Here is a 12,823-nt window from a genome sequence, read left to right as displayed (position 1 = left end):
ACGGGATGGCGAAAACGAACATGGCGGAAGCCCCTGAAAAGACTGATGGGGACGCGCCCCTGATCGACCTCAACGAAGCCTCGATCAAGAAGCTGATCGCCCGCGCCAAAAAGCGTGGCTATATCACCTATGACCAGCTGAACGAGGCCCTTCCCCAGGATCAGATGACCTCGGACCAGCTCGAGGATGTCATGGCGGCCCTGAATGAAATGGGCGTCAACATCGTCGAGAACGAGGATGCTGGCGAAGACGAGCAGTCTGCCGACGACGTATCCGAAGAGGAGATTGCGGCCGACGACACCGACGGCTCCGCGCCGGTGCTTACGACCGTCACCAAGAAGGAAACGGTCGATCGCACCGACGATCCGGTGCGCATGTATCTGCGCGAGATGGGTGCCGTCGAGTTGCTCAGCCGCGAGGGCGAAATCGCCATCGCCAAGCGCATCGAGGCCGGCCGCGACACGATGATCCTCGGCCTGTGCGAATCGCCGATCACCTTCGAAGCGATCATCGGCTGGTCCACTGCGCTCAACGAAGGCACGATGCAGCTGCGCGAGATCCTCGATCTCGACGCCATGCTCTCAAAGGGGCCGACTGCCGAACAGGTGGAAGGCGCCGAAGAGGACGATAATGGCGAAATCAGCGAGAAGAGCGCTGGTCCTTCCTATAAGGAAGAAGAGGATGTCGAGGAGGAAACGGCCGGAGACGAGGACGAGGATTCGCTGACCGAACGGCGCGCGCCGCGCCCATCGGACGACGATGAGGACGACAACACCCTCAGCCTTGCCCAGATGGAAGAGCAGCTCAAGCCGCAGGCACTGGAGAAGTTCGCCAACATCACCGCGATCTACAAGAAATTCTCAAAGATCCAAGCTGCGCGCGTCTCGGCGCTCGGCATCGGCGACGACTTCCCGATGGCGGAAGAGCGGCGCTACCAGAAGATGCGCGAGGATTTGACCGCCGAGGTGGAAAGCGTCCAGTTCCACGGCGCCAAGATCGAATTCCTCGTCGACCAGCTCTATTCGTTCAACCGCCGGCTCACCACGCTCGGCGGCCAGATGCTGCGCCTGGCCGAGCGTCACAAGGTCACGCGCAAGGATTTCCTCGATCGCTACATCAACCACGAGCTCGACGAGAACTGGCTCGCTTCGGTCGCCCAGATCGACCGTAAATGGTCGGCATTCGCGACGAACGAAGCCAATGCGGTCGATCGGATCCGTACCGAGATCGGGGAGATCGCCCAAGTGACGGGCATGTCGCTCGGCGAGTTCCGCCGCATCGTCAACATGGTGCAGAAGGGCGAGCGCGAGGCGCGGATCGCGAAGAAGGAGATGGTCGAGGCGAATCTTCGCCTCGTCATCTCGATCGCGAAGAAATACACCAATCGCGGCCTGCAGTTCCTGGACCTCATCCAGGAGGGCAATATCGGCCTGATGAAGGCGGTAGATAAGTTCGAATATCGCCGCGGCTACAAATTCTCGACCTACGCCACCTGGTGGATCCGCCAGGCGATCACCCGCTCGATCGCCGATCAGGCGCGCACCATCCGCATCCCGGTGCACATGATCGAGACGATCAACAAGCTGGTGCGCACCAGCCGCCAGATCCTGCACGAGATCGGCCGCGAGCCGACCCCGGAAGAGCTGGCCGAGCGGCTTTCCATGCCGCTCGAGAAGGTGCGCAAGGTGATGAAGATCGCCAAGGAGCCCATCAGCCTCGAGACGCCGATCGGCGACGAGGAGGATTCGCATCTGGGTGACTTCATCGAGGATAAGAACGCGATCATCCCAGTGGACGCCGCCATCCAGGCGAACCTCAAGGAAACCGTGACTCGCGTGCTCGCCAGCCTCACTCCCCGCGAGGAACGCGTGCTGCGCATGCGCTTCGGCATCGGCATGAATACCGATCACACGCTGGAGGAAGTAGGCCAGCAGTTCAGCGTGACGCGCGAACGCATCCGCCAGATCGAGGCGAAGGCGCTTCGCAAGCTGAAGCATCCGAGCCGCAGCCGCAAGATGCGCAGCTTCCTCGATCAATGATCCACAGACCGGCCCTGGCACGATGCGAGGGCCGGTTTTTATTTGTTTTTCGCAGATCTTCTTATCCGGTCCGATGCGCCACTGGGGCATGGACTTGCATCCGCAAATGCCTCTAGGCCGACCAGGTTCCCCGTATCATCGCATTTATGGTGCGGATGGGCTACTTAGCGGACTGTAAACCTTATTTTTACGCGCTTGCTATAGGGGTGGATGTCAATAGGCAGCGGGCCGGGCAAGCGGTCGCCGGTGGCCGCTTCCGGGGAGATTGACATGGCTACGGATGCAATGCGGATCCACAACAGCGAGGGTACCGCCGATCTGATCTACGCCCTTGCCCGCAACGACGGCAGCGCGCACCATGAATATGTCAATGCGCCCTTCCTCGTCGAGGGCGCGCAATCCTCGCGCAATCTCGCGGATGCCGTTCATTATCTCTGCGTTCTGCATGGTCGCCTGCCCAGTGTGGTTGATCTGGCGGCGATGAAGGCCGGCCGCGAGGGGCTGAGCGGCTGGCTCAACGAAGCGGCGATCGCCTTCGCTCTGGAGCGCACCTATCTCACGCGGCTGGTCGTCGCGGTCGGTCCGATGCCGAGCACGCCTGGCCAGGCGGATTGTGAGGCGGCCGTCGTCAGCCAGCATCACGCGCTGGAAATGCTGGCCCGCTCCGAACGCCACGGATGCGCCATCGGCGCTGCCGTCGGGCTCGTGCTCGACTGGGCCGCGGTGCGGCCGATCCTAGACGCTGCAGCCGCCCGTTTCGGTCTGCCCGTCGCCGAATGGCGGCTTCCGCCCGATTCGGAGACCCGTGCCTTCATCAATCGGATCGCCGATACCTATACGGTCGAACGCGCGATGATGTTCGGCGCGCAGCAGCTCCTCGCCCAGCATCGCGGCCTCTGGGACCTGCTGGAAGCGCGCAGCACCGCCCGCCAGGATTGAGTTTTACCGCGCGAAACGCATTGCGCACCCGCCCGTCCCTGCTATCCGGATAGGAGGGTTAGGACGGAAGGATGCGCAAGTGCGGTTCGAAGGCACGCAGGATTATGTCGCCACCGACGATCTGAAGGTAGCCGTCAACGCGGCAGTGACGCTGCGGCGCCCGCTGCTCGTGAAGGGCGAGCCCGGTACCGGCAAGACCGTCCTTGCGCATGAGATCGCCAAGGCAGCCAACGCACCGCTGATCGAATGGCACGTTAAATCCACCACCAAGGCACATCAGGGCCTCTATGAATATGACGCCGTCGCCCGGCTTCGTGACGGCCAGCTCGGCGATCCGCGCGTCCACGAGATCTCCAATTATATCCGCCGCGGCAAGCTGTGGGAGGCGTTCACCGCCCCAGCCCTGCCCGTCCTCCTGATCGACGAGATCGACAAGGCCGATATCGAGTTCCCGAACGATCTCCTGCAGGAACTCGACCGGATGGAATTCCATGTCTACGAGACCGGCGAGACGGTGAAGGCGAAGGAACGGCCGATCGTCGTCATCACCTCCAACAACGAAAAGGAGCTGCCGGACGCCTTTCTGCGCCGTTGCTTCTTCCACTATATCAAATTCCCCGACCGCGAGACGATGGAAGCGATCATCGAGGTCCATTTCCCTGGCATCCAGAAGATCCTCGTCTCCCGGGCGATGGACGTCTTCTACGAAGTCCGCGATGTCCCCGGCCTCAAGAAGAAGCCATCCACCAGCGAATTGCTCGACTGGCTGAAACTGCTTCTTTCCGAAGACATGCCGCTGGATGTGCTCCAGTCGCGAGACCCCAAAAAGGCGATCCCGCCCCTGCACGGCGCTCTCCTCAAGAACGAGCAGGACATCATGCTGTTCGAGCGCCTGGCTTTCATGGCCCGCCGGCAGAACTGAGCGGCACTCCTCCTGCCAGCAAGCGGCCGGTCGTCAAATCAGATAGCCGACCTCGTAAAGGCCCCACTTTCTGCCGCCGAACAGCAGCGGCACGAACACGCTCCGCAGTGCCCGATAGCGGCCGTCGCCGAAATCCTGGCGATACGTGAACAGGAAATAGTCGCCGTCACGATCCATCGCCTCGCGCGTCTGGCGATCCATGAAAATCTGCCGGTTGCGCGCATGTTCGAGATTCCATTGCCGATCGTTCGGCCGCGGCGCCTGGCTGCGCGCGCTGATGTGCGTCGGCAGATGCCCATTGCGATCGATCAGGCAGCAGCCGACGATCGCCGCATCCTCGGCCGTGAATCGATCGAGCATCGGTCGGATCACGCCATCGGCGAAGGGGACGAAACCGGTCATATACTGCACGGGATCGGTATCGGGCAGGCGGCGATATTCGGTGTCGAACAGCGAAGATTGCGAAAGCCGGCCGGAGCGCAGCGCCGCTTCGATGGTCGTGTGGATCGATGCCGCCTGATCGCGCGCCACCGCCACAAAGCGCGTATCCCGGGTCTGCACGCCGCTATGTGCGACGCGATCGAGCATTCGGTTGGAGGCTGTCTCCAGCCCATCCAGTCGCTCGCGTACCTGCGCGAGCCCCGCTGCGTTCTCGATCGCCGTATCGGCGAAACCATCGAGCCCGTCGCCCAGCGTTTCGACATGGCGGGTGATATCGGCCCCGCATTGCTCGATCGCAGCGGTGCGCTGGTCGAACTGGGTGACGAGCGCCGCAATGGATTCGAGCGCCCCGGTAATTTCGCCCGTCCGGCTGCGCGCGGTCCGGCCCTGCTCGGCTCCGGCACGAACCTCGTCGATCACGGCGCGTGCGCCATCCTCCAGATGCGCGACGCTCTGCGTCACCGAGGCGGTCGCCGCGCGGGCATTGGCCGCCAGCCGCTTTACTTCAGCGGCCACGGCCGCAAAGCCGCTCGCCGCGTCGCCCGCGCGGGCCGCCTCGATCGAAGCGTTGATCGCAAGCATGCCGGTATGGCGCGCGATGCCGTCCAGGTCGCCGGAGATCGACCCCACCCGCTCGATAGCGCCGACGAAACCTTCGAGCTGCTCGCCCATTCGGACGACATCGTCGATCAGCCGCCCGATATCGCCCAGAGCGTTCAACACCGCCTTGTGGCTGTCCGTGATCAGCGTCGTCGCACGTTCGGCAACGAAACGGATCTCGGCCGCGGCGCCATTGGCCTCGTTCTGTAGGCTGGTGAGATCACGCACGCTCTCCTGCAGCCGCTGCAGCCGCTGGTTGTCCGCGGCGATCCGCTGGTTCACCTGATTGACGTAGCCCGCCACATCGCTGCATTGAAGAGCGAAGTCCCCGCACAGATCCCCCAGAAAGGCGAGATGCTCTTCGGTTCGCGCCACATCGTCAGCGCTGGTGCCCCCGGGGGCCGGTTTGATAGCTTGGTGCTGCATCGTGCTGCTGCCATGCCGGAAGTTGGTAAAAAGGCTATTAAACCGTGTTCCTGAATTTCTTCGATGCGCTGCGCACCGCCGGTATCTCCGTCTCGATCAAGGAGCATCTCACGCTCCTGGAGGCGCTGGACCGGGACGTGATCGCCCAGACGCCGGAAGAATTCTATTATCTGGCGCGGTCGACCTATGTGAAGGACGAAGGGCTGCTCGATCGGTTCGACCAGGTGTTCGCCAAGGTCTTCAAGGGAATCGAGACCAGCTACGGCGAATCGGGCGCCGCCCTGCCCGAGGAATGGCTGCGCGCCGTCGCCGAGAAATATCTGACTCCCGAGGAGATGGAGAAGATCAAGGCGCTCGGCTCCTGGGAAGAGATCATGGAGACGCTGAAGCAGCGGCTCGAGGAGCAGAAGGGCCGGCATCAGGGCGGCAGCAAGTGGATCGGCACCGGCGGCACCTCGCCTTACGGCAATTCGGGGTATAATCCCGAGGGCGTCCGCATCGGCGGCGAGAGCCGGCAGAAGCGCGCGATCAAGGTGTGGGACAAGCGCGAGTTCCAGAATCTCGACAACACGCGCGAGCTCGGCACGCGCAACATCAAGGTCGCGCTCCGCCGCCTGCGGCGCTTCGCACGGGAGGGCGCGGCCGACGAGCTGGACATCGACGCGACGATCGACGGCACCGCGCGCAAGGGCTGGCTGGACGTGCAGATGCGTCCCGAGCGGCACAATGCGGTGAAGCTGCTGCTCTTTCTCGACGTCGGCGGATCGATGGATCCCTATATCCGGCTGTGCGAGGAGCTGTTCTCCGCAGCCACATCGGAATTCAAGAATCTAGAATTCTTCTATTTCCACAACTGCGTCTACGAGGGGCTGTGGAAGGATAATCGACGCCGCTTCTCCGAACGGACCCCGACATGGGACGTACTGCATAAATATGGGCACGACTGGAAGATCGTGTTCGTCGGAGATTCAGCCATGAGCCCCTATGAGATTACGCATCCCGGCGGCTCCGTGGAGCATTTCAACGATGAGGCAGGCGCGGTGTGGATGCAGAGGCTGGTGAATACCTATCCCGCAGCGGCCTGGCTCAACCCTGTCGCCGAGCAGCACTGGGGTTATTCCCAGTCGACCCGCATCATCCGCGAGCTGTTGGGCGATCGCATGTACCCGCTCACCCTCTCTGGCCTGGACGAGGCGATGCGGGCCCTGAGCAGGAAGAACTGAGATGAGGATCGTAAAGGCCGCCATCGCGGCAGCCCTGTTGACGAGCATGGGCACGGCGCTGGCCATCCCGGCCAACGCCCCCAATCCCTTCAACGAGCGCCTGCGCGCGTTGAACGAGTTGCAGCGCAACTCGGTGCTCCGGCGCGGCATCCTGGATTCCGGCCAGCAGTGCAAGCGCGTCGTCGGTTCTGTGTTCAACGGGGCCTATGGCAATCTGATGCGCTGGACCGCCTGGTGCGAGCCGGTGGGCGACTATGCCGTCTATATCGGCACCGACCAGTCGGTGCAGGTCCGCCCCTGCACCGATGTCGCCCAGCTCAAGCTGCCGCTGTGCGCAGCACGGCCGAAGACCGGCAAAAAATAGGACTTCTCTCGCGATCCCGGCAAAAGCCGGATGAGGCGGACAGTTCATCCAGTTGCTTTCAGCGCCGGGTTGAGAACCCCGCCGGTCATCGGTTCCGGTGCACCGGTCGTGCCGGGGAAGCTGATCGGCAGGCCTTCTAGCGACCGGACCGCCATATAGGCGAAACCTTCCGCTTCGGTGGCATCGCCGTTCCAGCCGAGCGCTTCGATCGGCTCGGGCGCGATGCCGCATGCATCGGCGAGCATGCGCATCAGCGTCGCATTGTGACGGCCGCCCCCCGCGACGATCAGCCTCTTCGGTGCTTCCGGAAGGAGCCGGAGACCGAGCGCCACCGTCTCGGCGGTGAAAGCCGTGAGCGTTGCCGCGCCATCGGCCGGGGCAAGGCCGCGCACCGGCGCAATGGTGAAGTCCGAGCGATCGAGCGATTTGGGCGGCGGCGCGTCGAACCAGTCATTATTCAGCATCGACGCCAGCACCTGACGGTTCACTTCGCCGGTCGCCGCGAAAGCGCCGCCTGCGTCATAGGCCTGTCCGGCTTCCGCTTCCATCCAATCGTCGATCAGGCTGTTGGCGGGGCCGGTGTCGAAGGCGATGATCGCTTCCCTCGCGATCCAGGTGACGTTGGCGACGCCGCCGAGGTTCAGCACCGCCACCGGAGCGGGCAAGGCCGTGGTGAGCGCGCGATGATAGACGGGGAGCAGCGGCGCGCCCTGTCCGCCCGCCGCGACGTCGGCCGATCGCAGGTCGTTGATCACCGGAACGCCGAGCGCGGCGGCCATGGCAGCGCCGTCGCCGATCTGCCAGGTCCAGCCGGCCTGCGGACGATGTGCGATCGTCTGACCGTGAAAGCCGATCACCGCGATGTCGGAGAGAGGGACGCCGGCCTGCGACAGAAGCTTGCGCACTGCCAGAATGTGCGCACGCGTCAGCATATCCTCGGCGGCGACGATCGGCGGGCTCTGTCGCGGCTTCTCGAAGGTCAGCGCCAGCGCTGTCGCCTCGCGCAAGGTAGTGCGCGCCTGCTCGGAATAAGGCTCGCCCCGAAATGCGATCGGCCGGATGTGATCGCATCCATCCGTTTCGATCAGAGCGGCATCGATCCCGTCGAGCGAGGTGCCCGACATCAGGCCGACCGCGAGCACGCTACCCATCTGCTTACCCTCATGCTAAGCGCCCGCGCGCCATGACCGAATATACATCCGACCTGTTAAGGCTGCTCGAAGCCCGAGGCTATATCCATCAGGTGACCGACGCCAGCGCGCTCGACGCACTCGCCGCGCGGACCGTCGTGCCAGGCTATATCGGCTTCGATCCCACTGCACCGTCGCTGCACGTCGGCAGCCTCGTGCAGATCATGCTGCTGCGCCGCCTCCAGCAGACCGGTCACAAGCCGATCGTCGTGATGGGCGGCGGCACCGGCAAGATCGGCGATCCGAGCTTCAAGGACGAGGCGCGCAAGCTGCTGACGCTCGATACGCTCGGGCAGAACATCGCCTCGATCAAGCGCGTCTTCGAACGCTTCCTGACCTTCGGGGATGGCCCGACCGACGCGATCATGGTCGACAATGCCGAATGGCTCGACCGGTTGGAATATATCCCCTTCCTCCGTGACGTCGGCCAGCATTTCTCGATCAACCGGATGCTGAGCTTCGATTCGGTGAAACTCAGGCTCGATCGCGAGCAGTCGCTGAGCTTCCTCGAATTCAACTATATGATCCTCCAGGCCTATGACTTTCTGGAGCTGTCGCGCCGCGTCGGCTGCCGCCTGCAGATGGGCGGATCGGACCAGTGGGGCAATATCGTCAACGGCATCGAGCTCACCCGGCGCATGGACGGTGTGGAGGTGTTCGGCGTCACCACGCCGCTCATCACCACCGCCGACGGCGGCAAGATGGGCAAGACGATGTCGGGCGCGGTGTGGCTCAACGAGGATTCGCTGAGCGCCTACGACTATTGGCAGTTCTGGCGGAACACGCACGACAAGGATGTCGGCCGCTTCCTGCGCCTGTTCACCGATCTGCCGCTCGATGAGATCGCACGGCTCGAGGCCCTCGAAGGTCAGGAGATCAACCAGGCCAAGATCGTGCTCGCCAACGAAGCGACGGCGATGTGCCGCGGCCGCGAGGCCGCAGACGATGCCGCCGAGACTGCACGCCGGACCTTCGAGGAAGGGGCTGCCGGCGAGGCGCTACCGACCCTCGCCGTGCCGGGAGGCAGCATTGCCATCGTCGATGCGCTGGTCGGCCTCGGCCTCGCCGCCTCGAAGGGCGAAGCGCGCCGCCTGATCAAGGGGGGTGGCGCGCGCATCGATGGCGAGAAGGTGAGCGACGAGGCGCTCGTCGTGACTGTCGGCACCGAGCCGGTGAAGCTTTCCGCCGGCAAGAAGAATCATGGCGTCCTGACCGCCTGAGGCGCGGTCAGGAGCGTTTCCGCTTCGTCGCTTGCCCGGTCATTCCGACTTTCGTCGTGATGGCCGTTCTACCGTGGCATCAGCCCGCGCGAGCCTCGGTCAGGGCTGCCGGCACGTTCACCGTAATCTCCGCCGGACGGCGATCGCTGCGGCCCAGACCGCGCCATTCCTCCGGAGTCAGCAGCAATTCGTCCCGCATCAACAGCATGCCGATGTCGCGCCGCGCCGAAATCATCGCCAGCAGCGGCGCCGCGATCAAGCTCAACGCCACCGGCGCGGTCCACAGCAGCTGATGCTGCGTGCTGAGCGTGACGGCGAACATCGCGATGCCCGTCAGCACATGCCAGCGATAGAAGCGGAAGGCATAGCCGAAGCTCAGCCCGTCGGCATCGCGGCACTGCGCCTTCCAGCCCGAGTCGCGCCCGCGCAGAATGTCGATCAGCATCAACGTCTGGGTCATCATCACCATCGGCGCGAGCAGCACGGCCAGCGGGATCTCGATCATCACGCTGGCGATGATACGTTCCGCGCCGCCATAGGCGGCACGCCGCGCCGGATCGCCGAGCACCCAGGCCACCGAGAGCAGCTTCGGCCCGAACAACAGCACGAAAGTGAGCGTGAACACCCAGGTCACCTGCGGCACCTCGAGCAGCACGCGGCCATTGGCATCGGCCTGCTGCAACGAGCCGGCGATGAGCATCATCAGCCAGAGCGGCGAGGTCAGATAGGCTGAACCGCCGATCAGCAACTGGAAGCGGCTCGCCCAGTGGAACCCTTTTCCGCCCAGCAGGCGCAAATGCTGGATATTGCCCTGGCACCAGCGCCGGTCGCGGATCGCATGGTCGATCGCGGTCGGCGGATATTCCTCGTAGCTGCCTTCCTCTACCTCGACCATATGCACCGCCCAGCCGTGGCGGCGCAGCATCGCCGCCTCGACGAGATCGTGGCTCATGATCGCGCCGCCGAACGGCTTGCGGCCGGGCAACGTCGGCAGGCCACAGCATTGGGCGAAGGCGCGCGTGCGGATAATCGCATTATGCCCCCAGAAGGTCGCTTCGGCGCCGGACCACCAGAGCAGGCCTGCCGAGGAGACCGGACTATAGAGCCGCGCCGCAAACTGCTGCCAGCGTGCGAACAGCGTGCGGCTGCCGATGATCGACGGCAGGGTCTGGATCAGGGCGACGCCCGGATGCGCCTCCATCGTAAGCGCCAGACGGTTCATCACCTCGCCGGACATCAGGCTGTCCGCATCCAGCACAATCATATGCTCATAGGCATTGCCGAAACGGCTGATCCACTCGGCGATATTGCCCGGCTTGCGATGCAGATTCTGCGGTCGCAGCCGGTAATAGAGGCCGAGCGGCGCCTCCTGGCGCAGTGCCTCGAACGCCGCATGCTCGGCAACCCGGATCGCCGGATCGGTGGAGTCGCTCAGAATGAAGAAATCGAACTGCGCGCCGTGGCCGGTGGATGCCACCGATCGCATCATCGCGCGCACCCGCTTCATCACGCCATCGACGTCCTCGTTGTAGATGGGCACCAGCACGGCGGTCCGCTCCCGCGGGGCGCCGCCATCTTCCAGACGCAGCGACTCGTGCGTGCCGCCATGGCGCAGGGCGAAATAACCCGCGAGCGCGGTGGAGAAGGCGAAAGCGATCCAGGCGAACAGGGGGCAGAACAGAAGGATCAGACCAAGCTCGCGCAGACTGATGCCATCCTCGGCTGCCACCCCGACGATGTCGGCGCTTGCGAACAGCGTCACCACGATCGTGCCGACGATCAGCAGCGCGCGCCGCTCGTCGATCGAGCGCGGCGAAGTCGCCGGCGGGCGCGGCGTCGCGGGTGCGTCAGCGAAGGACTGGGTCGGCATCGCCATCGGCGCTTCGTGCGGCAAGTCGCCTGCCAGCTCGTGCGGCGCGGTCAGAGGGATATGATTGCTCATGCCGACCACCTCGAAAGCCAGGTTTCCGATTTGCCCGCCAGGGCAAGACGCAGTTCGGCGACACCCGATGCGGGTGGCGCGAACTCGAAGGTGGCGCGGACGATACGGCCGCCGGGCAGGGCTTCCAGGCGCACCGGCGTCATCGTGCCGGCGCTCACGGACGCCACGGGGCGAACGTCTTGCAATCTGCTCAATGCGGGGGTTCCTTCGAAATCAATGGCGTAGCGACGGCGACTCGTCACCTTTCCGCCCACTACGTCCGATCCCGAGCGAGTGGCGATCACGCGTGCCACGTCGTTCGGTGCGGAACTGCGCTCCCCCCAGCGCAGGCGATAGGCGAGGCGAACCTCGCGACCCGGTATCCACGGCGCCTTCGGGCGCCAGAATGCCGCGACGTTGTCGCCGGTCTCGTCATGGGCCGGCATTTCGAGCAGCTGGACGCTGCCCGGTCCCCAATTACCCATGGGCTCGACCCACAGGCTCGGGCGCTTCTCGTAGCGAGCCTCCATGTCCTGATAATCCTCGAAAGCCCGCGCCCGCTGCATCAGGCCGAAGCCACGTGGATTGAGATCGTCGAACACGCTGATCTGAACGCCGTTCGGATTGGCCAGCGGCCGCCATAGCCGCTCGCCACGGCCGGTCCAGATTTCCAGCCCGTCCGAATCATGCACCGCATGACGGAAATCATCGAAGCGAGGACCTCCCCCGGAGAACAGGAACATGCTGCTCATCGGCGCAACGCCGGGCGCGTTGATTGCGACACGCGGATAGAGCCGCGCCTCTATGTCGAACCGCGTCTCGTCACCGGGACGGATGATCATGTGGTAGGCGCCTGCTACGCTCGGGCCGTCGAGCAGCGCGTGCACGCGCACCGAGTCTTCTGTCGGATGCTCCAGCCAGAAGGCGCGGAAGATGGGGAATTCCTCCTTTGGTCCGCCCGTTCCTATACCCAGCCCGCGCGCCGACAGCCCATAGAGCTGATCGCGCGCGACCGCGCGGAAATAGCTGGCGCCCTGGAACACCGCTATCTCGTCCATAACGCCGGGACGATTGATCGGATGGAGGAAACGGACACCCGAAAAGCCAGTCGCGGGATCGGTAGGAGCCTCGGTGCCTTGGGGGAAGGAAAAGCGCGTTGGATCGAATGGAACCAGCGCCGCCCTGCCGCCTTCCACGGCATAGAGGTCGACCTTTTCCTTGAAGAGCCAGCCGCGCATCATCGGCTCGGCGATGAATTGCGCCGCATCTCCCGCCCAGATCGCCTGGCCGCGATCGAAGCGATGGCTGCGATATCCGTCATAGCCGATATGGGATAGAGCAGGCGGCAGCATCTTGCTGGGTGGCGAATACGGCCTGGCAGCGAGGCTGCGCGCGAGAGCGTCGATCCGCATCGGCGAGAAGGCCGGTGCCGGCATGGCCGCTCGCACCGGCCCCATGAGGCCGAGCGCAGCCAATGCGAAAAGCGCAGCACGCCTGTCGCAAGCAATCGGATCGCTACCGTTCAGAACCGATATCCT

The 12,823-nt window shown here is 64.2% G+C and carries 10 protein-coding genes; 6 read left to right on the top strand and 4 right to left on the bottom strand.

The window, feature by feature from the left end; all coding sequences use genetic code 11:
• The first annotated feature begins 5 nt into the window (after positions 1-5).
• From rpoD to GQY20_RS10455, 3 genes are all read left to right on the top strand, one after another.
• Positions 6-2,039, top strand: coding sequence for an RNA polymerase sigma factor RpoD (rpoD, locus tag GQY20_RS10465; protein ID WP_157217023.1), 2,034 nt, complete (start codon positions 6-8; stop codon positions 2,037-2,039).
• Positions 2,040-2,309: 270 nt separating this feature from the next.
• Positions 2,310-2,978, top strand: a complete 669-nt coding sequence (locus tag GQY20_RS10460; RefSeq protein WP_157217022.1) for a DUF6975 family protein — start codon at positions 2,310-2,312, stop codon at positions 2,976-2,978.
• 79 nt (positions 2,979-3,057) lie between these two features.
• Complete coding sequence (locus GQY20_RS10455) at positions 3,058-3,900, top strand: AAA family ATPase (protein ID WP_157217021.1); 843 nt, start codon at positions 3,058-3,060, stop codon at positions 3,898-3,900.
• Positions 3,901-3,933: 33 nt separating this feature from the next.
• Here GQY20_RS10455 and GQY20_RS10450 read toward each other — a convergent pair whose 3' ends face one another.
• Entirely contained in the window at positions 3,934-5,316 is a 1,383-nt protein-coding gene (locus GQY20_RS10450; RefSeq protein ID WP_232475989.1) for a methyl-accepting chemotaxis protein, read from the bottom strand.
• A 95-nt stretch (positions 5,317-5,411) separates the two neighbouring features.
• On the opposite strand from GQY20_RS10450, the gene GQY20_RS10445 reads away from it, so the two are divergent.
• Together GQY20_RS10445 and GQY20_RS10440 are read left to right on the top strand one after the other, a co-directional pair.
• Entirely contained in the window at positions 5,412-6,590 is a 1,179-nt protein-coding gene (locus GQY20_RS10445; RefSeq protein ID WP_157217019.1) for a vWA domain-containing protein, read from the top strand.
• A gap of 1 nt (position 6,591) precedes the next feature.
• Complete coding sequence (locus tag GQY20_RS10440; protein WP_157217018.1) at positions 6,592-6,954, top strand: hypothetical protein; 363 nt, start codon at positions 6,592-6,594, stop codon at positions 6,952-6,954.
• 44 nt (positions 6,955-6,998) lie between these two features.
• Here the strand turns inward: GQY20_RS10440 and GQY20_RS10435 are convergent, their stop codons facing one another.
• A complete protein-coding gene (locus GQY20_RS10435; protein ID WP_157217017.1) occupies positions 6,999-8,105 on the bottom strand; it encodes an anhydro-N-acetylmuramic acid kinase in 1,107 nt (368 codons plus the stop codon).
• 32 nt (positions 8,106-8,137) lie between these two features.
• Between GQY20_RS10435 and tyrS the strand changes: the two genes are divergently transcribed.
• Positions 8,138-9,364: a tyrosine--tRNA ligase gene (gene tyrS, locus GQY20_RS10430; RefSeq protein WP_157217016.1), complete on the top strand. Its 1,227-nt coding sequence runs from the start codon at positions 8,138-8,140 to the stop codon at positions 9,362-9,364.
• Positions 9,365-9,443: 79 nt separating this feature from the next.
• Here tyrS and mdoH read toward each other — a convergent pair whose 3' ends face one another.
• A complete protein-coding gene (gene mdoH, locus GQY20_RS10425; RefSeq protein WP_157217015.1) occupies positions 9,444-11,306 on the bottom strand; it encodes a glucans biosynthesis glucosyltransferase MdoH in 1,863 nt (620 codons plus the stop codon).
• Complete coding sequence (locus tag GQY20_RS10420) at positions 11,303-12,721, bottom strand: glucan biosynthesis protein (protein ID WP_157217014.1); 1,419 nt, start codon at positions 12,719-12,721, stop codon at positions 11,303-11,305. The genes mdoH and GQY20_RS10420 overlap by 4 nt, the downstream gene beginning before the upstream one ends.
• Positions 12,722-12,823 lie beyond the last annotated feature (102 nt).

The organism is Flavisphingomonas formosensis (assembly GCF_009755815.1).
Classification (GTDB): Bacteria; Pseudomonadota; Alphaproteobacteria; order Sphingomonadales; family Sphingomonadaceae; genus Flavisphingomonas; species Flavisphingomonas formosensis.
The sequence above is the reverse complement of the archived record's forward strand: the minus strand, read 5'-3'. Positions and strand labels throughout refer to the sequence as shown.